The sequence below is a fragment of the Luteitalea pratensis genome, from assembly GCF_001618865.1.
Taxonomy (GTDB): Bacteria; Acidobacteriota; Vicinamibacteria; order Vicinamibacterales; family Vicinamibacteraceae; genus Luteitalea; species Luteitalea pratensis.
The window spans coordinates 1,782,254-1,805,615 of sequence record NZ_CP015136.1 but is presented as its reverse complement, the minus strand read 5'-3'; the positions used below and the strand labels follow the sequence as shown (position 1 = coordinate 1,805,615).

The following is a 23,362-nucleotide window of genomic DNA, read 5'->3' as shown; positions in this document are numbered from 1 at the left end:
CCCTACGACGCGTGCCGCTTCACGACCGTGAGGCCAGAGCGATCGAAGGCCACCGCGAGCGCGTCGGCCAGGCTGGCCTTGGTGATCACGCCTCGCAGGTCGACCCCCAGGTGGACGATCGTCTGCGCAATCTGCGGCCGGATGCCGCTGATGATGCAATCGGCTCCCATCAGGCGGATCGCCGTCACGGTCTTGAGCAGGTGCTGCGCGACGAGGGTGTCGACGGTGGGGACGCCGGTGATGTCGATAATCGCCACCTCGGAGCCGGTCTCGACGATTCGCTGCAGCAGCGACTCCATGACCACCTGCGTGCGGGCGCTGTCGAGGGTGCCGATCATCGGCAGCGCCAGGATGCCGTCCCACAGGGTCACGACCGGCGTCGAGAGCTCGAGCAACTCCTCCTGCTGGCGCAGGATGATCGATTCGCGGCTGCGTTGGAACGTGTGGATGGTGTGCATCCCGAGCGCGTCGACGACGACGTTGGCCTGCCACGTCGCGTCGGCCAGCGCCTGGGCGTCAGCGCCGAAGGCACGTCGCAGTTCGTGAAACAGCGCCTTCTTCAGCGAGAAGATGAACGTCGCGGTCTCGGTCCAGCTGAAGCCCTGCACCGCCCGCGACCGCGAGATCTCCTCGAGCAGCTGCCGTGTCGCCGCCCAGCCGTCGCCCTGGACGTCGGTCCCCGTCTCGAGCGCAGGCGTGATCAGGCCAAGCAGGTCGGTCGCCTGCCGGGTCAGCTCCGCATTCGCGATGCGGCCATCACCGAGCGCTTCCCTGAGACTGGCCAGCCATCCTTCGAGAAGCGGCTGGCGCGCGGTCTTGACAATGTCGGCGATGCGAGTGTGTGGTGTCGTCATGCAGTGTCGGCCCTGGGCGTTGCGGCGTCCGGGTTGCGGAGGCAGCGCGATCGGCGCCGCGTACATGCGAGCAGCACGCTGATCGGGTCTCGCGAGCATAGTCCAAATCGATCGCAGGTGAGCCGCGTTCCGCAGGCCCGTGCATGGCTGTGTTGTGAAGTTGTACGGAACCAGGCGACGCGCGGCATATGTGTGTGCAGCGAGGCGCTGCACGACCACCAGTTGCGATGGCTTGTAGCCGTCGACCTTCAGTCGACGGACGGGAGTCGGGAGTCGGGCCGGGCTCGGAGAGCCGGCCCTACCTCAGTGTTCTCAGGACTCCGTACGTTCCCCCACCAGGCGGTCGAGCAGCTGGTAGCTCATTTCCATGCCGTCGGTCATGCCGGTGGCGAGGGCCGCGTCGCGATTCGCCTTCGAACCGAAGTCGATGAGACTCGTGATGGTCGTGATCACGCCGTCTCCCGACAACGTGAGCGTCACGAGCGATGGGCTGTCGCCCATGTTCTCCCCTGTCGTCCCGGGGTCGAACGACTCCGTGTGGACCAGGCGCACGTTGGGCACGACCTCACGGAACGTGCCGGAGAAGCCGAACTCCTTGTCCTTCTTCTCGCTCCGCCACCGCCACCGGTAGTTGCCGCCCACCCGCACGTCCATCTCGCACACCGGCATGGTCCATCCTGGCGGCCCCAGCATCCACTGACGGATCAGCTCGGGCTCGGTGTGGGCCCGGTAGACGAGCGCGCGCGGCGCACGGAACGAACGCGTGACCTGCACCTCGTGGTCACTCGGCAACGTCACTTCGGCCTTCTCGATCATCGTTTCCATCGTGTCTCCTCCGCTCATCAACGCCGCGCACGCGGCGAGGTCTTGCGGGGCGCCCGGCCACCCGGGCGTTCTCCCCGCTGCAACGCGGCAAGCAATCGATCCAGTCGCTGATAGTTCGCTTCCCACTCGGCCCTGCACTTCTCGATCCACACACTGGCTGCTTGCAGGGCTTCGCCGTCCAGGCGACGCGGCCGCCGCTGGGCGTCCTGCCCGACCCGCACCAGGCCTGCCCGCTCCAGCACCTTGAGGTGCTTCGAAATCGCAGGCTGGCTCATCGTGAATGGCGCGGCGAGTTCCATGACCGACGCTTCTCCGAGCGCGAGCCGCGCCAGGATCGCGCGCCGCGTCGGATCGGCAAGCGCGAGGAACGTCGCGTCGAGCCTCGCTGAGGCCGCAACCTCATAACCTCCAGGTTTCATAGCTATATGGTTATATACACGGCGCGTCATGTCAAGCACTTCGTCAAGCGCTGTCGTCAGCGGAGTGTCAGCAACGCGCCGATCACCATCAACGCGACGCCCAGCCAGGCCTGCATGCTGACCTGTTCCTGGAGCACCACCAGGGCCAGGCAGATCGTCAGCGGCAGACTGAGCTTGTCGATCGGCGCGACCGACGAGGCGGGGGCGAGTTTCAGAGCGTGGAAGTACGCCAGCCAGGACACACCCGTCCCCAGCCCCGACAACGTGAGAAACAGCAGGGATCGGCGCGAGAGCGACGCCATCGCGTGCTGCTGCCCCACCGCGAAGACCACACCCCACGCGCAGATGAGGACCACCACGGTCCGGATCGCCGTCGCCAGCGTGGACGGCACGCCTTCGAGCCCGATCTTGGCGAGAATCGCCGTCGCTGCGGCAGCCAGGGCAGAGATCGACGCATACACGAGCCAAGTCATGGTCACCTCGGGGTTGTGGTTCGAAGACGCTCGACACCATCATCTCCGCAGACGCCGCCGCACTGCGCGGCAGGACCGTGGACGGCGGTGACATCGTCTGTTGCCGCCCCACGCTCGCTACGCTCCCCATCTTCGCGTCATGACACGAATCGTGTTTGACTGCGGCGGCGCAATGGCGCACCATGCCGACGATCTCGTGAGCATGCTCTCCTGCCAGCGTCGAGTTGCCTGTCCCGCCTGCGCGGTGTGTCGTTGCGCATGTAGGACGCCGACGACCGGCAACTGAGCGAGATCACCTTCCCCGGATTTTCACCTCCCGCTCTCCTGCCGTCGCTCGGCTGCATACGCCTCTGCGTCTTGCGTTTGGGAAACGTCACGTGCCGCTGCGCACGCGACTGATTGGGCCGCCTCGCTGGCGGCCGTGGGAGTGTGGATGTCAGTACCAAGCTTCAGCCTTGCCGCCGCCCTCGTCGCGGTTCCCGGCGTCGTGTTCGCGCAGCCGGCATCGAGCATCGTCGCCGGCGTGGTCCGCGACAGTTCTGGTGCCACCCTGCCCGGCGCGACGCTTCGCATCACCAACGAAACGACAGGCCAGGTGTCGTCTGCCGTGACGGACGAGCGCGGGCAGTATCAGACCGCGCCGCTGCTCCCGGGCCTGTATCGGTTCGAAGCGTCGCTGGACGGCTTCCAGACAGCCATACGTCGCGTGACACGCACTGCCGGCGATACGGCGGCCCTGGATTTCACGCTGTCGCCCGCGGCGGTCAATGAAGCGCTCGTGGTGACGGCGCGGCGCACCGAGGAAGTCGCGCAGGAAGTGCCCATACCGGTCTCGGTGATCGGCGGCGCGCTCGTCGCCGATGCCGGGGACTTCAACGTCAACCGCCTCAAGGAACTGCTGCCGACGGTGCAGTTCTACTCGACCAACCCGCGCAACTCGGCGATCAACATTCGCGGCCTGGGGGCGCCGTTCGGCCTGACCAACGACGGCATCGAGCAGGGCGTCGGCCTCTACATCGACGGCGTCTTCTATGCGCGTCCTGCCGCGGCCACGCTCGACCTGCTGGACGTCGAGCGCGTCGAGGTGCTGCGCGGCCCGCAGGGCACGCTGTTTGGCAAGAACACGACCGCCGGCGCGATCAACGTGACGACACGCAAGCCCAGTTTCACGCCCGATCACGAACTGGAGTTCACCTACGGCAGCTACGACTTCTGGCAGGCCAAGGGATCGGTGACCGGGCCACTCGGGCGCAAGGTGGCCGGACGACTGTCGTTCTCGAGCACGCAGCGTGGCGGTGTCATCAGTCACGTCGGCACCGGCGGGCAGGTCAACGACCTCAGCAACCTGGGCGGTCGCGCCCAGGCGCTCATCTCACCCAACGACCGCATCGCCATCAATGTGTCAGCCGACCACACCCGTCAGCGGCCGCAGGGCTACACGCAGGTGGTCGCCGGAGTGGCGCCGACGCAGCGGCCGGCCAACCGCCAGTATCCGCAGATCGCAGCCGACCTCGGTTATGTCGCGCCGAGCTTCAACGCCTTCGACCGTGTCACCGATGCCGATACGGCGCTGCAGTCGTTCCAGGATCTCGGTGGTGTCTCGGTCAACGCCGACTGGAAGGTCGGTCCGGGGCGATTGACGTCGACCACGGCGTGGCGCTACTGGAACTGGAATCCGTCCAATGACCGAGACTTCATCGGCCTCCCGGTGACGACGGTCTCCGCGGCGCCGTCCACGCAGCGGCAGTGGACGCAGGAAGTCCGGTACGCCGGTGACCTCGGCAAACGCCTGAGCGTCGTCGCCGGCGCATTCGCGTTCTCGCAGTCGCTCGATTCTGCACCTTCCTTCAAGCAGGAGCAGGGCGCCGCTGCGGCGCGTTTCCTCCTCGCGCCGACGCCGCAGGCTGCAACACCGGGTCTGCTGGATGGCTACGGTTTCGACCAGTACGTCGAGTTCGACAACCTCAGCGCGGCGCTGTTCGCGCAGGCCGAGTGGGCGGTCACCGATCGCCTGCGGCTGCTCCCCGGCGTGCGGTTCAACTACGACCAGAAGTCGGTCAACTTCGATCAGCAGGTCTACGGCGGCCTGCAGACCTCGGATCCGGCACTGATCGCGCTGCAGCGCTCGATCTTCGCGCCGCAGTCTTACCAGGCCGACGTGGACGACGACAACGTCTCGGGCCAGCTCACCGCTGCATACCGCATCGGCAGACGCATCCACACCTACGGGACCGTCGCGACGGGCTTCAAGTCGGTTGGCCTCAATCTCAACGGCCTGCCGACGGACGCGTTGAATCGGCCGATCCTGGCAGCAGCGACGGTGAGACCCGAGCACGTCCGGCACGCGGAAGTCGGGCTCAAGACGGAGCCGTTCGAGGGCCTGACCGCCAACCTGACGATGTTCCAGACCGGCATCCGTGACTTCCAGGCGCAGGTGGTCAACGCCGACGTCGGTGTGCTCCGCGGCTACCTTGCCAACGCGGAAAAGGTCCGCGTCCGCGGCGTCGAACTCGACAGCACGGCGCGACTCGGACGCAACGCGATCGTGTACGGCGCGGCCGCGTACACCGACGGCATCTACGAGTCGTTCACGGATGCGCCACCGCCGCTCGAGGAGACAGGCGGCCCACAGGTGAAGGACATCTCGGGTTCACCGCTGCCGGGCATCTCGAAGTGGGCGGTGTCGGTCGGCGCGGAATATCACACGAACGCGACACTGGCGCGCCGTACGGGGGAACTGTTCGGTGCCGTCGATACGAGTTTCAGAACGGCGTTCTCGTCGAGTTCGAGTGCGTCGCGGTACCTGGTGGTCGACGGGTACTCGCTGGTCAACGCCCGGGTCGGCTTCCGCTGGAACGACGGCTGGTCGCTCTTCGTCTGGTCGCGCAACCTGCTCGATAGCCAGTATCTCGATCTGCTCACCGCGGCGCCCGGCAACACCGGCCTCTTCGTCGGGCAGCCTGGCGATGGACGCAGCGTCGGGGTCACGCTGCGTCTCACGCTCGCACGTCCCTGAGACGTGACGTGCGCGGAGCGGCGTGTCGGAGGATGCAGCCGTCGGACTTTGTCCGACTGTCCCCTCGGCGCGGACGTCCGGCGAGAGCAGCCTGCCGGACAAGTCTGGCAGCTACACCTGGGCGTCAGCGCGGCACAAGGCCGGTGGCGATGCGACCGGCCTCTTCCTTCGTGTACTTCCCACCGAGGATGCCGACGCCGTCGATTGGCGACGTGATTCGCGGCGACGCCAGGACTCGACCATCCACGACCACGGCCAGCAGGCGTCCGACGTTGCCTGCCGTGGCCGCCCGCATCTTGCCGGCGCCATCGTCTGTGAACGCGATCTCGACACCGAAGCCGGCGCCGACCGGGACGACACGAGCCCTCCGGATGTCGCCGTTGGTGACGACGACCCGCGGTTCGACGTAGACGGTCCGAGCCGACGCGGCATCGGGCACCGCGACAAGGTCCGGTCGTGGACCTGCCTCCGCGAGGCGGACCTCGAATGGAACCGCCGCGTGCACGGTGCCGCCGTCCGGCCACCAGGCGGGCCCGGTCGCGGTAGCCGCAATCACCAGCGCCACGCCGGAGGCCAGCACGAAGGCGCGTCGGGACGGGGCATGCCGGGGAGGCGCGCCGGCCGCCGCAGCTGCGACGACACGGCGCCGGAGGGCATCGCGCACCACCGGCTCCGGCGAACAACTGTCACGCAGCGGATCGGCCTCTGCCAGGAGTTCACGAATCGTCGTCACCGGGTTCCGCCTTTCGATGCGGCGAGGGCATGCGTCAGCTCACGCCGGCCTCGCGACAGATGCCAGCGCACGGTGACGCTGGTGATGCCGAGGAGAGAGGCGATCGCCGCCGCGCTCGCACCCTCGAGTTCGTGCAGAACGATCACCGCCCGTCGTCGCGGATGCAACGCCTCGAGCGCGCGCCAGACCGTGGCGCTGGCGACGGCACGCGCTTCAGGACTCGACGGCGGAGGGCCAATGAGGTGCGCGTCCGGGGCCTGCCGGCGCCTGTTCGCGGCTTTGCGCCATTGGTCGCGGCGCGTGTTCACCAGCACGCGAACGAGCCACGCTTCCGCATTCGCGGCGTCCGGGACACCGGACCCGCGCGCGGCCTTGAGGAAGGTCTCCTGCACCAGGTCGAGGGCGTCGTCCTCGGTCGGCGTGAGCCGGCGCGCCAGCCGGTAAAGGCGTTCGTGATGGGCATCGAACAGGGCGCCGAGCCGGGCGGGCCTGTCGATCGCCATGTCATGTGGGAGGCGCTCGGCAGTCGTCTGCACGCTCATACGCCTGTCAGACGATCGAGGGGCCGGTTCCGTTGGCGGGCATCCAGCGGAACGAAACGGCGACGGCTGGCCGCCGGGATAGCGCGGCCAGCCGATCACCCTCACTCTACGAAGTTGCCCGGGCCCCGCCTGCGAAGTCGAGCAGGTCGGCGTTCAGTTGCTGTTTATGGGTGTCGGTGATGCCATGGGGCGCACCCGGGTAGACCTTCAGCACGGCACGTGGCACCAGCCGCGCCGTCGCCCGGCCAGCGGCATCGATCGGCACGATCTGGTCGTCGTCGCCGTGGACCACCAGCAACGGCACGTCGATGGCGCGCAGGTCCGCGGTGAAATCGGTCTCGGAAAACGCCTTGATGCAGTCGTAGGCGTTCTTGTGGCCGGCCCGCATGCCCTGCATCCAGAAGGCATCGATCATCCCCTGCGAGGCCTTGGCGCCGGGGCGGTTGAAGCCGAAGAACGGGCCACTGGCGAGGTCGCGGTACAACTGCGATCGGTCGGCAACCGACGCGGCGCGAATGCCATCGAAGACGTCGATGGGCAGCCCTCCCGGGTTGGCTGCGGTCTTGAGCATGAGGGGCGGGACGGCGGAGATCAGCGCCGCCCTGGCGAGCCGGCGACTGCCGTGCCTGCCAATGTAGCGTGCGACTTCTCCGCCTCCGGTCGAGAACCCGACCAACGTGGCTGCCTGTAGATCGAGCCCGTCGAGAAGTGCCGCCAGATCGTCGGCATACGTGTCCATATCGTTGCCGTGCCACGGCTGGTCGGAACGGCCGTGCCCGCGGCGATCGTGCGCGATGACGCGGTAGCCATGCGACGCCAGGAAGAACATCTGCGATTCCCAGCTGTCGGCGTCGAGCGGCCAGCCGTGGCTGAACACCACCGCCGGCCCTGTCCCCCAGTCCTTGTAGTAAATCCTGGTCCCGTCGGTCGTCGTGATTGTCGGCATTCCTCGTCTCCTCTTTTCGAACGCGATCGCGTCACGTCATCGTCGTTGCCGGGGGCCGGGCAATCCGCCGATGACGAAGGCGAGGTGCAGCTTAACGCCTAAAACGCTTAACGCTTCCCGCCGAACGCGGGTCAAGCTCAGGTTTGCCTGCGACCTGCGACCTGCGACCTGAGACCTGAGACCTGAGACCTGAGACTTGAGCCTTGACTCGTGAGCCGAGGACCCGCGGGGTTACTCTCGTAGGCATGAACCGGGTCTTCATGGTCGGTGCCAGCGCGCTGTGGCTGGCGACCGCCCTGCTTCGCGCGCAAGCGCCGGCTGCGCCGGTGTCACCGGCGACGGGCGTCTCGACGCAGCCGACGCCGGCGGCGTCAAACGGCAGCATCGATTTCGCGACCCAGATCCAGCCGATCCTCACCGAGTTCTGCGAGGACTGCCACGATGCCGAGACCCGCAAGGGCGGGCTGTCGCTGGCCACCCTCGCCGACGTGCTCGAAGGCGGACGCAGCGGCGCCGCGGTCCGTCCGGGCGCCAGCGGCAGGAGCCTGCTGGTCGATCGACTCACCGGCGCCGTCGAGCCGTCGATGCCCAAGGACGAGGACCAGCTCGAGCCCGGCCGCATCGCGCTGATCCGCGCGTGGATCGACGAAGGCGCGCGGGCCACGCCTACCTCGCCGCCCGCACCGCAGCCATGGGAGGCCCCGCTGACGCTGACACGTGTCGATCCGCCGGCGCCGGTGTGGCCCGCGTGGGACCGCCCGGTGGATCGCCTCGTCGCGAGCTACCTCGCGCGCACCAGCACCACGCCCCCTGCCGTCGTGCCCGATGCCGTGTTCGCCCGGCGCGCCTGGCTCGACATCCAGGGCCTGCTTCCCGAGCCCACGGCGCTGCGGGCCTTCCTGTCCGACCCTCTCGAGGACAAGCGCGATCGGCTGGTCATGACCCTGTTGTCCGATCGCGGCGCCTACGCCGAGCACTGGATGACGTTCTGGAACGACCTGCTGCGCAACGACGATGGCGTCAGTTACTTCTCGGAGAAGGACGGCCGCAAGAGCATCACGCCGTGGCTGCTCGAGGCGCTGCAGGGCAATCGTCCGTACAACGAGTTCGTCGCGGCGCTGCTGAACCCCGAGAAACGCAACGATCCGGCCGGCTTCCTCGTCGGCGTCAACTGGCGGGGCGAGACCAGCGCCGCCGTCACGCCCTGGATGCAGGCGTCCCAGAACACGGCGCAGGTGTTCCTCGGCGTCAACATGAAGTGCAATGCGTGCCATGACAGCTTCGTCAGCCGCTGGAAGCTCAAGGACGCCTACGGGCTTGCCGCGTTCTTCTCGCCAAAGCCGACACTCCAGCTCTATCGTTGCGACGTCGCGCGTGACGAACAGACCGGTCCCCTGTTCCTGTTCCCCGAGCTGCATGCGAAGCCGCGCGGCGACTCGCTGGAGCACCGCCGCGCCGAGGCGGCGCGCCTGTTCACGGACCCGCTCAATGGCCGCATGCCCCGCACCATCGTCAACCGCGTCTGGGAGCGCCTGCTCGGCCACGGTATCGTCGCCAACTCGGACGAGATGGACACGCGTCCGTGGAGCCCGGAATTGCTGGACTGGCTGGCGCAGGACTTCGTGGATCACGGCTACGACCTGAAGCACCTGATCGCGACGATCATGGCGTCCAGGGCGTACCAGTTGCCGGCCGTAGCGCGGGTGTCGGAGCCCTCGGCACGCGGCTACCTGTTCCAGGGGCCTGAGGTGCGGCGCCTGACGGCGGAGCAGTTTGCCGACGCCATCGGGTCGATGACCGGCGAATGGAGCACATGGCCCGGTCCGCAGCCTCAGCGCAACCCGGCCGCGCCGTCGACGACGACCAACGGCGGCGCAACGGTGACGCTGCGCCTCGACTCCGATCCCGTGTCGGTCGGTGTGCCCGCACGCGAATGGCGCACGGCATCGAGCACGCTGACCCGCGCCCTTGGCCGGCCCCTTCGCGACCAGGTGATCTCCGTACGGCCCGACGATTCGACGACGCCGCAGGCCCTGGAGCTGGTCAACGGCGAGCGGCTGACGCAGTGGCTGGCGCGCGGCGCGCGGCGGCTGACCGGCGACCTGCCAGACGACGTCTACAGCCGCTTCAACGCGGCCATCGCCGGCCGGGCGCCGAAGCCGCGCGGCTTCGACATCGACGTCTCGTCGTCGAAGGACCTGTGGCTCGTGGTGCGCGACACGGGCTCCAACGCGCCGGAACGAGTGAATCCCGTGTGGGTGAATGCCGTGCTCGTCGATGGTGACGGCACGGAGACGCCGCTCTCGTCGCTCGTGCCGCACATCGAGAGCGACCGCCCGCGTCACAGATCGGACGGCCTGATCTACGTGAGCAGTCCGTCCGTGCTCCGGTACTCGATCGACGCCAAGAAGTTCGTGCGGTTGCGCGGCGCGGTCGACGTGGCCAACCTGCGCACCGAAGTCGGCTCTACGCTCAATCCGGCGGTGCGCTTCTTCATCTTCGATGCCGCGCCGAATCAGGGGCGGCTGCTGCCGCCGGGGCGTGCCGTGCCCTCGCCGGCAGGCCCACCCGCGACTGATGGGCAGGCACTCGTGGACCGCCTCTTCTGGCAGGCCCTGGGCCGCGCGCCATCGCCGGCCGAGCGTGCGCTCGCAGAGCAGGCCGTCTCGGACCGGGCGCGTCCCGGCAGGCTGGCGCCGGACGGCGTTGCCGACCTGCTGTGGGCCGTGCTGATGAAGCCCGAGTTCCAGTTGATCTACTGACCGCGCCATGAACCACCATCACGACGACTCCGGCAACGACTCGCACGACGCGACACTGTCGGCGCTCACGCGCGACGAGCGGCGAATCTTCCAACGCCTGAATCGCCGGCAGTTCCTCGGCACCACCGCCGCAGGCACGCTCGCGGCGCTGGCCGGCAGCGAACCGGTGATGGTGCGCGCGGAAGGCGTAAGCGCGCCGCGCGCCGCCACGGCCGACGCGGTCATCGTGCTGTGGATGGCCGGCGGGATGGCGCAGACCGAGACCTTCGATCCGAAACGCTATACACCTTACGCGCCGGGCGTGCCGATCAGCGACGTGTTGAGCAGCTTCCCGACGATCGACACCGCCGTCGATCACATCAAGTTCACCAGCGGGCTCGAGCGCATCGGCAGCGTCATCGATCGGGGCGCGGTGATCCGCACGTTCCAGGCCGCTGACCTGGGGTTCATCCTGCACTCGCGGCACCAGTACCACTGGCACACCGGCTATGTGCCGCCTCAACCGATGGCGATGCCGCACATCGGCGCGTATGTCTCGCGCACCCTCGGTCCTCGCGAACCGGACATGCCGGCGTTCATCACGATTGGCCAGACGGTGGAGGGTGCGGGCGAGATCGGCACGCTGAAAGCGTTTCACACGGCCGGCTTCCTCGGTACCGAACACGGTCCGTTCCTGATCGTCGATCCGCAGGATGCGGCGTCGGCCGTGCGGCCGCCGAAGGAACTCGGTCCGGCGCGATTCCAGAGCCGCCGGCAGCTGTTCGAGCAACTGCTCGCGCAGGAGCCGGTGCACCAGTACGGCAGCGACTTCCAGCGCGAGTCGCTGGTACGCGCGCTCGACGGCGCCGATCGCCTGCTGCGCTCGCCTTCGTCGAGGGCGTTCGACCTCGCACTCGAACCGGAGGCCTCGTACAAGGCCTACGACACCGGCCGGTTCGGACGGGGCTGCCTGCTGGCGCGGCGCCTCGTGGAAGCCGGCGCGCGCTATGTCGAGGTGACGTCGGAATACATCCCGTTCGTGAACTGGGACAGCCACGAGCACGGACACTCGCGGGCGGACGCGATGAAGGCGCTGATCGACGCGCCGGTGGCCCAACTGATCCGCGATCTGGAGCAGCGCGGCCTGCTCGATCGGACGCTGGTGGTGCTGGCGAGCGAGTTCGGGCGTGACGCGGTGACCGAGGGCAAGGTCGGCAAGGAAGTGAAGGACCAGGCCATCAACATCCCCAGGGTGATGTCCGACCCGCGTCACTACGGCATGCACCGGCACTTCACGGCGGCAGGATCGGTGCTGATGTTCGGCGGCGGCGTGAAGAAGGGGTTCGTCTATGGCAAGACGGCCGAGGAGCGGCCGTGCACCACCGTCGAGAACCCCGTGCCGGTGGAAAACCTGCACGCCAGCATCTTCCACGCGCTCGGCATCCCGGCGGATACGTCCTACACCGTCGAGCGGCGTCCGGTGTACGTGACGAAGGACGGTAAGGGCAAGCCGGTCACGGCGCTGTTCGGCTGACGCACCCTATGTCGTCCAACCGCCGTCGATCACGTGGACGGCGCCGGTCGTGAACGCGGCTTCGTCCGACCCGAGATAGACCGCCAGCATCGCGATCTCCTCCGACAGTCCCAGTCGCCCCATCGGCTGACGCGCCTGGAAGGCGGCGAGGACGTCGGCTTCGTCCTGGCCGTTGGCCTCGGCCTGCGCGCGGATGCGATCGCGCAAAGACGGCGACTCCACCGTGCCCGGGCAGATTGCGTTGCATCGCACGCCCTTGCCCACGAAGTCCGCGGCCACCGACTTGGTCAGCCCGACGACCGCGGCCTTGCTCGCGCCGTAGGCGAACCGGTTCGGCACGCCGGTGACACTGGAGGCCACCGACGACATGTTGATGATCGAACCACGGCCCTGCGCCAGCATGCCGGGCAGGAAGGCTCGCACCATGCGGTACTGGGCCTTGGCATTCAACTCGAATGCGCGATCCCAGTCGGCCTCCGGGCAGTCCAGGATGGTGCCGGCGTGGACGATGCCGGCGCAGTTGAAAAGGACGTCGATGGTGCCTATTTCGACGGCGAGGGTCGCGATCTGCGCGGCGTCGGTCACGTCGAGCGTCCGCGTCTCGCAACCCGTCAGCGTGGCAAGCGCCTGCGCGTTCACGTCGGTGGCGATCACGCGCGCGCCCTCGCGGATGAACGCCTCCGCGCTCGCCCGCCCGATACCCTGCGCCGCCGCGGTGATCAGCGCTCGCTTCCCTGCCAGTCGTCCTGCCACGTCCGCCTCCGTCGGCGAGCCCATGCGCGCCGCCCGGGCATTATGGTCCGCGCCACGGCAGACGCGAAGGTAGGGCCGGCTCTCCGAGCCCGGCCTACGCCTCGGGCCGCATTCGTCAGGGCTTCGGGATGCGCAACGTGGCGCTGATCATCGCGCTGCCGCTGGCGGCGTAGAGCAACGACAGCGGGTGCCACCACGCGGGGCCGACGCGGTACGCGCCGAACCAGAGGTGCTGGTCGGTGCACCCCAGCCACAGCGCCACCGCCAGAATGCCGACGATCACGACACTGGTTGGGATGGGTGTGCCTTCGAAGTACTTGACCTTGCCTGTCGTCGCATCGGCCAGTGCCGAGGACGTGACGTTGAAGCGGGCGAGACGACTGACCCCACACACCACGAAGTACGTGAGCAGCAGCATGTCCCAGCCACCGCGCAGGCCGAGCGTGTAGCCGAGCACGGCCGGAGCGACACCGAATGAAATCACGTCGGCCAGCGAGTCGAGGTCGGCGCCGAGGCGTGACTGTCGTGATCGATCGAGGCGGGCAACGTAGCCGTCGAGCACGTCACACACCAGGGCCAGCGGCAGCAAGAGCATGGCGATCCACAAGAAGCGCGTCTGGCGCGCCGCAAGATGCTCGAGGCAGAGGAAGATCGCGATGGTGCCGCACGACGCGTTGCCGATGGTCAGGAGATCTGCCGGCGTGTACGAACGCAACAGCGACATGTGGCGGGGAGCGTCGACGGACATGTCATGCATCGTACACATCCGCCGTCTTCGTCCGTCGACCTAAAGGTCGACGGCTACGAGGGGAGCACACCGACGACGAACGCTGAACGCCGAACGTCGAACGCCGCAAAGACAGCAGGCTGAAGCGCGAAGGCCCAAGACCCAGGTGTAGGCGTCGAGCTTGCTCGACGCGTCGCCGGTACGCCCAGCCGAACGCTGAACGCCGAACGTCGAACGCCGCAAAGACAGCAGGCTGAAGCGCGAAGGCCCAAGACCCAGGGTCCAGGTGTCGGGGTCGAGCTTGCTCGACGCGTCGCCGGTACGCCCAGGCGAACGCTGAACGCCGAACGTCGAACGCCGCAAAGGCAGCAGGCTGAAGCGCGGAGGCCCAAGGCCGATGGCCGACGGCCGAGGTTGGAGGCGGATGGGCTTGTAGCGATGAGTCTGCGGGAGCATAGTGGCGCCATGTGCGCCCGTGCGGCCGAGAATCAGCTCTGGCAGCTGTTCAGCGCGGACGCCTGTCCGGAATTGCCGCCGCCCGTGCGATGACGGGGCCGTGGGCGGTCCTGCACGGCGACGGTGCACTCGGGATCCGGGCGATCCCGTTTCACGGCGCGTCCAACGCCGTCTACCGGTTGCTCGGCATGCTCCACGACCTGCGCGCCGAACCGGGCCGTCCTTCGTAGCACCTGCCGCCACGCGCGCCCCGCGGCGCCGCGATCACGCCGCCGGCGCGTCCATCCCCGCCCAGAGGTTCATGGTGTTCAGTTCGTCGTGGCCGCATGCCTTCAGGTAGCAGAACAGCTGCGTGCGATACGCAGCGTACCCGCAGATCACCAGGTTCACGAGAGATGCGCCACGCGACGCTTTCGTGCCGAACATCTCGACCTCGCCACGCAGCGCGTCGTCGGATACGTCGGCCAGCAGGGCCGGGTACGCCTCGACCTGCGCGGCGATGGCGGTAATCGTGTCGGCAAGCGACAGATCGTTTGCCGCATCAATCTCAAGTCCCCAGGCACGACCATCGAACTGGCCCGAGATGATCGCCCCGGTGACGAACGGTCCCATGCTGATCAGGTACCGCAGGAGTTCGATCGTGCTGCGCTGCTTCGGCGTCGGCCGGTAGTCGAGCGAGCGTGCATCCACCTTGCCGGCGAGATGCACGAGGATCCGGACTTCCTTCTGCAGCGCGGCAATCAACTCTGCCTTCGTCAATACCATGTGAGGTGCTCCTCCGGGAGCGGCGGCACGATACCACATGAACTCGGCCGTTCCGCTATATTGAGCGGCCGGAGGCTCCTGGTGCGCGCACACGTCATCTCCGTCTCGTTGCTCCTGCTGTCGGCCGGTTGCGCCAACACCTGCGCGCCGCGGCCGCCGGCGATGGGGGCGGGGCGCGACTGGCGCACCTATCTCGGAGACGCGGGCAGCACCCACTACTCCACGCTCGACCAGATCACCACGGCCAACGTCGCGCAATTGCAGGTGGCATGGACGTTCGACACGCTGCCAACGACCGCCAGCGACGGGGCCGGCAGCATGCGCGGCGACTTCCAGACCAACAACCTGATCGTCGACGGCGTGCTTTACACCGCCTCTCCCGCGCGGGAGGTGATCGCGCTGGATGCCGCGACCGGCGCGCAACGGTGGCGGTTCGACCCACGCAGCGAGCGCGAGGACGCCGTCGGCAACCGGCAGCGTGGCCTGGCGTACTGGGCGGACGGCCAGGATCGTCGCGTGTTCACGTCGGCCGGCACCTGGCTCTATGCACTCGATGCAACGACCGGGAAGCCCGTGCGCACGTTCGGTGACAACGGGTCGATTCATCTCGGGCGCGGGCTCGGACTCGGCGGCACGCCCTCGGTGCGCCTCAACACGCCCGGTGTCGTCTACAAGAACCTGCTGATCGTCGGCGGCCTGATTCCCGAGAACGTGGCCGGCGGCATCAGGGCGTTCGACGTGCGGACCGGCGAACTGAAATGGACCTTCCGTACCATCCCCCGGCCCGGCGAAGAGGGCTACGACACGTGGCCGCCCGATGCATGGAAGACGGCAGGAGGCGCCTCGGACTGGTCAGGTCACTCGGTCGACGAGGCACGTGGCATCGTCTACGTCTCGACCGAAACAGCAGGTCCTGACTTCTGGGGCGGTGACCGGTACGGCGCGAACCTGTTTGCGAACTCGGTCGTCGCGCTGGATGCGGCCACCGGTAAGCGCCTGTGGCATTACCAGATCGTGCACCACGACCTGTGGGACCTGGACCTGCCGGCGCCGCCGACCCTGCTCACCGTCACGCATCAGGGCAAGCGCATCGATGCGCTCGCACAAGGCACCAAGCACGGACTGTTGTTTGTCTTCGATCGCGTCACCGGAACCGCGCTCTGGCCGGTGCACGAGCGCCCGACGACGCCATCGCGCATCCCAGGCGTGAAGGTGTGGCCGACGCAGCCGGTGCCCGAGAAGCCGGCGCCGCTGATGCGGCAGCGCTACACGGCAGACGACGTCGCGACGATCTCGCCGATGGCCCGATTGCTGACGACGGAGCGCCTGGCGCGCAGCGGCAACTTCGGCGCGATGCCGCCACCGAGCCTCGACGAAACCATCCTCTTCCCCGGTCCCGATGGCGGGTTCGAGTGGGGTGGCGCCGCTGCCGATCCCGATGGCGTGGTCTACGCCAACATCAACGAGATCCCGTGGTTCTACCGGATGGTCCCGACGCGCGGTCCGGATGGCGCGGCCCTGTCGTTCGGGCACCGGCAATACCTCGTGCACTGCGCGGCCTGTCACGGCGCCGATCGGCGCGGCGACGTCCACGGCGGCATGCCGGCACTGGACGCGCTGAAGGGCCGTCGGACCGCGGAACAGGTAAGCAAGGCCATCATGACGGGTGGCGGGCGCATGCCCCCGTTCGACAGGCTCGGCGAACGACAGCGCGCCGCGATCGTCGGCTTTCTCCTGGGCAACGAACCGGCGTCCGCGCCCACCCCGCCGTCCGCGACGGCCGGCCCGCAGAAGGAGGACCCACCCTACGCCTTCGGCGGCTTCCTGCGGTGGTTCGATCGGGAGGGTTACCCGGCGATCAAGCCGCCGTGGGGCACGCTGAACGCGGTCGATCTGAACACCGGCGAGATCCTCTGGAAGGTCGCGCTCGGGGAGTACAAGGAACTCACGGCGCGCGGCATCCCGCCCACCGGCACGGAGAACTACGGCGGTCCGGTGGTCACGGCCGGCGGGCTCGTCTTCATCGGCGCGAGCGCCGACGAGACGTTCCGCGCCTTCGACAAGAAGACGGGCAAGCTGCTGTGGCAAGCCGCACTTCCCTTCAGCGGCAACGCCACGCCGAGCACGTACATGGCCAACGGCCGCCAGTACGTCGTCATCTCCGCGGGTGGCGGCAAGTCCAACCGTCCCGGCGGCGGCACCGTCGTCGCGTTTGCGCTGCCTGATTAACACGGGGTACCGGGTACCGGGTACCGGGTATCGGGTATCGGGTATCGGGTATCGGGTATCGGGTATCGGGTACCGGGTACCGGGTATCGGGTACCGCGCATCGGGAATCGGGAGTCGGGAGTCGGGAGTCGCCGAACGATGCCGGCGGGGGCGTTCAGCGCTCTGCGTTGGTCCTGTTCGACGTTCAGCGTTAAGCGTTAAGCGTTAGAGAGGCATCAGGCATGAGGCATTGCTGATTCCGCCCGGCTACCAGCGCAGCGACATGCACGACAGCCCGGCATCGAGCTTCATGACCTGGTCGAGCGCGAGCAGGCGCACGTCGTAGCCGCGACGCGCGAGCAGGGCTGCGGTCTTCGGGAAGCCGTCGGCGATGAGGACAGCGCCGTTGACGCGCAGCGCGTTGGCGACCGGTTCCTCGCCCTCAGGCACCACGACCACGTCGAGGTCGGGGAACAGCGCTGCCTCGGCGAGGGCACGGGTGGCCAGCAGCGTGTGATCCTCCACCAGCGAGCACGCCGTCTTGAGGTGCAGGACACCTGCAGGGGGCGTGACCACGTGGACACGCCGCCCGAGCGACCCGAGGAGCCGCACCAGGGCTGCGGCCCCACCCGCATCGGTGCGCGCCGAGAGGCCGATGTAGACCGCCTCCGGTGTGAGCAGCACGTCACCGCCGTCGGCATGACCCTCCCCGGGCAGCGACAGCACCTCGGGAAAGAGCGTGCGCAAGGATGGCTCGAGTGCGGCGCCCTCGCCACGTCGCGACGGCGCACCTGGCCGGAGCAGGATGGCGGCCTCGCGGAACACCAGCGCGGGGTCTTCCACGAACATGCTGTCCGGATACGACTCGAGCGGTTCGAGCATCTCGACGGTGACGCCCACGCGGGTCAGCGTGTCGACGTACCCCGCGTGCTCACGGCGGAGAGACGCGAGATCCGGCGCACCACGGTCGACGACGCGCAACCCATGGATCACCGAGTCGCCGGGCCTGCGCGCGATGGCATGTGTGAACGAGGTGACACTTGGGGGCATAGAGCGGACTCGGGGCTACAGCCTACAGCCTACATGGCTCCGGTTGCAGGGCTCGTCGCAGGTCTCAGGTCTCAGGTCTCAGGTCTCAGGTATGAGGCATGAGGCATGAGGCGTTAGGCGTTAGGCGTTACTGACACGTGTGCCTCGCGCGCAGCGGCGGCTGCGCCGGGGACTCCGCTTTCGTGATCCGCACGGTGGCCGGACCGCCGGCGTTGTTGCGATAGAAGCAATCCCACGCGGGGCACGGGACGATGAGGTCGTTGACCCACAGTGAGAGTGGGCCGTCCTGGCCGGCGACGAACGTGTCGTCCACCAGCGGGATGCGCAACGGATTCGTGGTGCCGATCTCCGCGACCGGCGCCAGCCAGTTGTCGGTGACCGCGCGGCGCAGCGGGATGGCCAGGGTCAGGGCGATCTTGTGGATCGCCGAGCCACCCGGCACGTCCAGCGAGGAGAAGCCCTGCGTGCTCGCGACCGGGATCTTCCAGTCGGACCAGGCGCCCGTACGCCGCGTCGTGGCCGGGGCCAGCGCGTCGTCCGCACAGGCCTCGGGCAGGGCGATCTCGACGCGATAGCGCTGGCCTTTTTCCACGGTCATGCCAGTCCCGTTGCACAGCAGGTGCGGCCAGAGCGCGAACGTGCCCGCATTGCGGGTCAATCCGGCCGGCTCTGCTTGTGCACACGTCGAGGCCTGCAGCAACCCGGCCCGGCTCCGCAGCTCGAAGACCGTGCGCAATGGCAGCACGCCTGCCAGCAGCACCAGCATCCCGATGCCGAACAGGTTGGGGAACAGGTGGTAGGAGATGAAGTGGAAGGTTCGCCGGTAGCCCGTGCTCGAACGCAGTCGATAGATCCAGTCCGTCGGTGAACTGACCGGTGGCACGGGTTGCGCGTGCATGCCGTGCTCGCGGAAGATCGCGCGCATCCGATCGACGGCCACGACCTTCAGCCGCAAGCTCCACGCAATCAGCGCGAGGACCACCACCGCGCCGGCAAACAGCTGGAACGGCCGCTGCTGGTAGTACTGCAGCCACGGCGCCAGGAAGGCCGGCAGCACCGTATCCAGCAGGCCCACGACCGACGCGAGTGTTGCCTCCTGCGCGCCGAGCCAGGTCAAGTGATCGCGGCCCGGCGACAGCGGAATGATCACCAGCACCGACGTGGCCGCCACCGTGAGGAAATAGGCCACGCGCCGCCACCACACCGAGTTGAGCGCCTGCTCCTGCCGCAGCCGGCGGGCATGCCGCTGCGTCGGATGTTCGTACGGATTGGCGCGATCGGGGGTCGGTGTCCCGCTGGCGTCCTCGTCGTCCAGGACGCGGCCGTCGGCGGTAACCACCGCGTAGCGTTCGGGCAGGACGACCGGCGCGTAGCCGTCGACGTCCTGGCGGATGCGCTCGAGCAAGCTCTCGTGGATCTTCGGCCGATCCACGTACACGTCCGCGTGGGTGTCGTGGCAGAGGCGCTCCACGGGCCGTGGATGGTAGCGATAGTAGACGCCAAGTCCGCGCCGCGAGTCGCTCATGGGCGCCGTGACGGCGGCGCGCTCCACCCACTCGGATGGGATGTGCCCGGCCGGGCCACACAACGCCGATCGGAAGCGCAGGCCGCGCTTGCGTGCCTGCTCGGCCATCCACGCCAGCGGCGCCAGCGCCAGCGTGTCCTCCGGATACCCGCCGCCGACGTTGGAATGCATGCCCGCGAACCACACCTGCGTGACCCGTTCCTCGTCGACGTGCGTCGACGCGGCGTTCTGTGGCTCTTCGTGCTCGGTCCACAGCAGCGGGAAGAACGTCTGCCGCTCGTCATCCAGGGCCAGCGCGTGACACGCACGCTTGATGCGGGTCGATGCCCGCCGGTCCTTCGGCAGCATCGGCCAGATCCACCGTTCCCACCCGCGCGTCAGCTCGTCGACCGGCAATCCGTAGGCCGCCACCGTGTCCCACACGCCGAGGAACTCGATGTCCACCTTCCTCGTGCGTTCCGGATCGAACAGGGTCTTGCCACGCATGCGGTCCCACGCGCGCAGTAGCACGTCGCGGATCCGGCGGCCGAGCCGCACGGGCCACGAGTGTGGAAAGCGGTCGGCGCGATAAGCGCGATACGCCCACAAGGACAGACGCCGCAGTTCCGACTCCGAGTCGGTCTCGATCAGGCCCACCCTGCCAACCAACGCGGCCAGCACCCGGGCCGTGTACGCGCCGCGGCTGAACCCGAACGCGTAGATGCGATCGTGCACGGCCGGATCGGCCGGATCGGCACGATAGGCCCGGCTCAGGAACATATAGAGGTCGAGGACGTTGCGCTTCAGGCCGTACCCGAACGCGCCACCGAGGATCGCGATCGGCTTGAACGAGGCCGTGCCGACCCCATCGTCATACAAGGCGACCTGGTGCGCCGATGTCAGGTCCAGCGCCTCGTACAGACGCCAGACGTTGGTCTTCTGCAACTTGGCCGCGCTGTTGCCGGTGCCATCCGACAGCACGACCAGGTTGCGCGGCGTGAACGTCGGCTGGGAGTCTGTGGGCATGCGAGCCTCACGGTCGCGACATGCGGATCCGGCGGTACTCCATCTGGCCGCGATCGGCCTCGAGCCCGATGCCACCGGACGCCGGCAGCTTGAACGCCTTCTCGATCACCTCGCCGTTGCAGGTCACCTCGGCGGTCTCGCCCTTCACGGTGACGACGAGTTCATTCCAGTCCTGCGGACGATAGCTCGCCAGCGAGGTGTAGGGGCCCGACAGGCGGTAGTCGCGCACCTGCAGTTGCGGACCACGCAGGAACACACCGCCGTCAGCGTACGGAGTGGCGCGGAACTCGAGCTTCAGCACGAAGTCGCCCTCGAAGCTTTTCGTCGTCCACAACTGCGAGACCTTGCGGTACTCGGCCGGCGTGACGGCAGCGATGCGATCGCCGATCACCCGCCAGCGTTCGTCCAGGCTCGTCGTGCGGCCGTCGAAGCTGACCGGATCGGTCACAAACGGCCACACCGCAGCGTTCGGGTCCTTGGCCTGCCACCGTGCAGCCGCCGCCTTCTCCTCCTCTGTCGTCGCGCGATAGCCCCAGCCTGTGAGATCGCGACCATTGAACAGCACCTCGAAGCCGGGTTCGGCGGTGAACGGTTGCGTCACCGGCGCGAGCACGCCGAGCGACTCCAGCACGGGACGCAACGCCGCGGCCCAGCGCGCGTAGCCGGCATCGTTCAGATGCAGCAGGTCGGGGAACTCCGCAATCGGCGCATCGCCGTCCGCGTCGGCCCACAGTCGCCACGTGTCGACAGGAGTGACCTGCGGATCGTTCTTCACGAGCAGGAGCAGGCGAGCGTTGACGTCCTTGATGAGAGGCGACGGGCGCTTCATCTTCGCCGAGCTCGGGAACACCTGGCACAGGACGATCGGCATGCGCGGGTTGTGGTCGCGCAGCGCCGCGAGGATCAACCGCGTGTTGCTCTCGACCACGTCGGGCCGGGCGCCTTCCTCGAGATCGTTCGTACCGATGAGCAGCACGACCACCGCCGGGTTGAGCGCCAGGACATCGTCCTTCAGCCGGATCAGCACGCCGCGTGTCGTGTCGCCGCTGATGCCGCGATTGGCGACCTTCATTGCCGGGAACGCCGCCGGCAAGCGGTCGTTCCAGCCCTGGGTGATCGAGTCACCGAGCAACACCACGGCGCCCTGATCCTGTGCCACCTCCGTCGCCCACTTCTCCCGCTTGTCGTGCCACAACTTGCGGAACCACGTGTAGCGGCGCAACGGTCCCATGCCCGGGAGGCCGTCGTCGGTGGCAGGGATGTCGAAGCGGTCGGGCGCAACCGCCGGCGCCGTGACTGCCTGCGCCAGGGCCGGGGACGTGAGACCCGGCGCGGTCCACAGGCTGCCGAACAGGACGATCGACACGAGGCCACGGAACAGGGGGCTGGTACGCATGGGGACAGAGGATACCGGAGAGAGGTTGCCGCCAGCGATGCCGGTCGCGAGCCCGAGCATATGATTGGCGCCTTCGCCAAGGAGCTCGTTGCATGACGTGTGTGTCTGGTCTCGTCTCTACTATTGCGATCGCAGTGGTGCTGTCCGGTTCAACCGTTCCCGCCGCTGCCCAGGACCCTGGCCGCCAGGCGGAAATCACCGTGCTCAGGGCAGCGCGGCTGCTCGACGTGCGCGGCGGCCGGATCGTCGACGGCGGTGTGGTCATCGTGCAGGGCGGGAAGATCACCGCTGTCGGCGGTGCGGCGCCTGCCGGCGCCCGAGTGGTCGATCTCGGCGACGTGACGCTCGCGCCGGGACTCATCGATCTGCACACGCACCTGACGATGGACATCGAGGGCAACTGGGTGATGCGCGAGGTGACCGAGGGGGCTGCCGACGCCGCGCTGCGGGGCGCCCGCAACGCGCGCGCCACGGTGGAAGCCGGGTTCACGACGGTGCGCAACCTAGGAAGCCAGGACTTCAGTGACATCGCCCTTGCCAAGGCCATCACCGCAGGGTTCGTACCGGGCCCACGTATCGTGAGCGCCGGCCACTCGATCGGCGCAACCGGCGGTCACTGCGATACGACCGGCTTCGCGCCGGGCGTGGCCGAACGCGACTGGCGCACCGGCGTCGCGGATGGCCCTGACGAAGTCGTCAAGGCAGTCCGCTACCAGATCAAGCACGGCGCGCAGGTGATCAAGATCTGCGCCACTGCCGGAGTGCTGTCGTTTGACGCCACCGTCGGCGCACAGCAGTTGAGCGAGGCGGAAATGACCGCGGTGGTCCAGGAGGCGGCACTCCACGGACTGCGGGTCGCGGCGCACGCGCACGGCACGGTCGGGATCAAGGCCGCGGTGCGCGCCGGCGTGACGTCCATCGAGCACGGCTCGATCCTCGACGACGAGGCGATCGCGATGATGAAGGAGCGTGGCACGTACCTGGTGCCCACCAGCTACCTGGCCGACGCGCTGAACAGGGACGCCCTGCCGCCACTCATCCGGGCCAAGGCCGACGCCGTGTTGCCGATCATGCGCGAGAGCCTGCGCAAGGCGATTGCCGCCGGCGTGAAGGTGGCACTCGGGACCGACGCGGCGGTGTACCCGCATGGGCAGAACGGCCGTGAGCTCGGGGTCTACGTGGCCCTCGGGATGGCGCCGATCGAGGCGGTGCGAAGCGCGACGACGGTGGCCGCCGAGGCCCTCGGCGTGAGCGACCGCGGCGCCATCGAGACCGGCATGCTGGCCGACATCATCGCGGTGCCCGGCAATCCGCTGCAGGACATCAAGGCCTTCGAGCAGGTGCGCTTCGTGATGGTCGGCGGCAAGGTCGTCGTGCAGCGGAGGGAGTGACGC

At 68.2% G+C, this 23,362-nt stretch carries 19 protein-coding genes; 6 read left to right on the top strand and 13 right to left on the bottom strand.

Translation table 11 applies throughout. The annotated features are described in order from the left end of the window. Window positions 1-2: 2 nt before the first annotated feature. The 4 genes from LuPra_RS07365 to LuPra_RS07350 all read right to left on the bottom strand — a co-directional run bounded on the left by LuPra_RS07365 (window position 3) and on the right by LuPra_RS07350 (window position 2,571). Window positions 3-854 carry an STAS domain-containing protein gene (locus LuPra_RS07365; RefSeq protein ID WP_110174573.1) on the bottom strand — a complete coding sequence of 284 codons (852 nt, stop codon included), beginning with the start codon at window positions 852-854 and terminating at the stop codon, window positions 3-5. 312 nt (window positions 855-1,166) lie between these two features. After that, on the bottom strand, window positions 1,167-1,679 hold the full coding sequence (locus tag LuPra_RS07360; protein ID WP_110170149.1) for an SRPBCC family protein: 513 nt from the start codon (window positions 1,677-1,679) through the stop codon (window positions 1,167-1,169). A gap of 17 nt (window positions 1,680-1,696) precedes the next feature. Next, the gene (locus LuPra_RS07355) at window positions 1,697-2,098 is read right to left on the bottom strand and encodes an ArsR/SmtB family transcription factor (RefSeq protein WP_110170148.1); all 402 of its coding nucleotides are present in this window, start codon (window positions 2,096-2,098) and stop codon (window positions 1,697-1,699) included. A 56-nt stretch (window positions 2,099-2,154) separates the two neighbouring features. Continuing rightward, window positions 2,155-2,571, bottom strand: coding sequence for an EamA family transporter (locus tag LuPra_RS07350; protein WP_110174572.1), 417 nt, complete (start codon window positions 2,569-2,571; stop codon window positions 2,155-2,157). Window positions 2,572-3,004: 433 nt separating this feature from the next. Between LuPra_RS07350 and LuPra_RS07345 the strand changes: the two genes are divergently transcribed. Then, complete coding sequence (locus LuPra_RS07345) at window positions 3,005-5,587, top strand: TonB-dependent receptor (RefSeq protein WP_110170147.1); 2,583 nt, start codon at window positions 3,005-3,007, stop codon at window positions 5,585-5,587. Window positions 5,588-5,711: 124 nt separating this feature from the next. Here LuPra_RS07345 and LuPra_RS07340 read toward each other — a convergent pair whose 3' ends face one another. The 3 genes from LuPra_RS07340 to LuPra_RS07330 form a co-directional block, all read right to left on the bottom strand. Continuing rightward, the gene (locus LuPra_RS07340; RefSeq protein ID WP_110170146.1) at window positions 5,712-6,320 is read right to left on the bottom strand and encodes a SecDF P1 head subdomain-containing protein; all 609 of its coding nucleotides are present in this window, start codon (window positions 6,318-6,320) and stop codon (window positions 5,712-5,714) included. Further along, window positions 6,317-6,856 carry an RNA polymerase sigma factor gene (locus LuPra_RS07335; RefSeq protein WP_162271321.1) on the bottom strand — a complete coding sequence of 180 codons (540 nt, stop codon included), beginning with the start codon at window positions 6,854-6,856 and terminating at the stop codon, window positions 6,317-6,319. Before LuPra_RS07335 ends, LuPra_RS07340 begins: the two co-directional genes overlap by 4 nt. Window positions 6,857-6,968: 112 nt before the next feature. Then, the gene (locus LuPra_RS07330) at window positions 6,969-7,808 is read right to left on the bottom strand and encodes an alpha/beta fold hydrolase (protein ID WP_110170144.1); all 840 of its coding nucleotides are present in this window, start codon (window positions 7,806-7,808) and stop codon (window positions 6,969-6,971) included. Window positions 7,809-8,053: 245 nt separating this feature from the next. Between LuPra_RS07330 and LuPra_RS07325 the strand changes: the two genes are divergently transcribed. Both LuPra_RS07325 and LuPra_RS07320 read left to right on the top strand, forming a co-directional pair. Continuing rightward, window positions 8,054-10,570 carry a DUF1549 domain-containing protein gene (locus LuPra_RS07325; protein WP_110170143.1) on the top strand — a complete coding sequence of 839 codons (2,517 nt, stop codon included), beginning with the start codon at window positions 8,054-8,056 and terminating at the stop codon, window positions 10,568-10,570. 7 nt (window positions 10,571-10,577) lie between these two features. Then, window positions 10,578-12,083 (top strand): DUF1501 domain-containing protein, encoded by a 1,506-nt coding sequence (locus LuPra_RS07320; RefSeq protein WP_110170142.1) that lies wholly within the window; start codon window positions 10,578-10,580, stop codon window positions 12,081-12,083. 6 nt (window positions 12,084-12,089) lie between these two features. On the opposite strand, the gene LuPra_RS07315 is transcribed toward LuPra_RS07320, so the two are convergent. Together LuPra_RS07315 and pssA are read right to left on the bottom strand one after the other, a co-directional pair. Then, window positions 12,090-12,836, bottom strand: a complete 747-nt coding sequence (locus LuPra_RS07315; protein WP_110174571.1) for an SDR family oxidoreductase — start codon at window positions 12,834-12,836, stop codon at window positions 12,090-12,092. A gap of 115 nt (window positions 12,837-12,951) precedes the next feature. After that, window positions 12,952-13,584 (bottom strand): CDP-diacylglycerol--serine O-phosphatidyltransferase, encoded by a 633-nt coding sequence (gene pssA / locus LuPra_RS07310; RefSeq protein ID WP_110170141.1) that lies wholly within the window; start codon window positions 13,582-13,584, stop codon window positions 12,952-12,954. A gap of 524 nt (window positions 13,585-14,108) precedes the next feature. On the opposite strand from pssA, the gene LuPra_RS31660 reads away from it, so the two are divergent. Beyond that, entirely contained in the window at window positions 14,109-14,249 is a 141-nt protein-coding gene (locus LuPra_RS31660; protein WP_157898851.1) for a hypothetical protein, read from the top strand. 34 nt (window positions 14,250-14,283) lie between these two features. On the opposite strand, the gene LuPra_RS07305 is transcribed toward LuPra_RS31660, so the two are convergent. Further along, window positions 14,284-14,784 (bottom strand): hypothetical protein, encoded by a 501-nt coding sequence (locus tag LuPra_RS07305; protein WP_110170140.1) that lies wholly within the window; start codon window positions 14,782-14,784, stop codon window positions 14,284-14,286. An 81-nt stretch (window positions 14,785-14,865) separates the two neighbouring features. On the opposite strand from LuPra_RS07305, the gene LuPra_RS07300 reads away from it, so the two are divergent. Further along, window positions 14,866-17,013 (top strand): pyrroloquinoline quinone-dependent dehydrogenase, encoded by a 2,148-nt coding sequence (locus LuPra_RS07300; protein ID WP_234800775.1) that lies wholly within the window; start codon window positions 14,866-14,868, stop codon window positions 17,011-17,013. 246 nt (window positions 17,014-17,259) lie between these two features. Here the strand turns inward: LuPra_RS07300 and LuPra_RS07290 are convergent, their stop codons facing one another. From LuPra_RS07290 to LuPra_RS07280, 3 genes are all read right to left on the bottom strand, one after another. Beyond that, window positions 17,260-18,042: a dimethylarginine dimethylaminohydrolase family protein gene (locus tag LuPra_RS07290; protein ID WP_110170138.1), complete on the bottom strand. Its 783-nt coding sequence runs from the start codon at window positions 18,040-18,042 to the stop codon at window positions 17,260-17,262. Window positions 18,043-18,169: 127 nt separating this feature from the next. Then, a complete protein-coding gene (locus tag LuPra_RS07285) occupies window positions 18,170-20,572 on the bottom strand; it encodes a DUF2235 domain-containing protein (RefSeq protein WP_110170137.1) in 2,403 nt (800 codons plus the stop codon). 7 nt (window positions 20,573-20,579) lie between these two features. After that, on the bottom strand, window positions 20,580-21,968 hold the full coding sequence (locus LuPra_RS07280; protein ID WP_110174569.1) for a GDSL-type esterase/lipase family protein: 1,389 nt from the start codon (window positions 21,966-21,968) through the stop codon (window positions 20,580-20,582). A gap of 92 nt (window positions 21,969-22,060) precedes the next feature. On the opposite strand from LuPra_RS07280, the gene LuPra_RS07275 reads away from it, so the two are divergent. After that, on the top strand, window positions 22,061-23,359 hold the full coding sequence (locus LuPra_RS07275) for a metal-dependent hydrolase family protein (protein WP_234800774.1): 1,299 nt from the start codon (window positions 22,061-22,063) through the stop codon (window positions 23,357-23,359). Window positions 23,360-23,362: the final 3 nt, after the last annotated feature.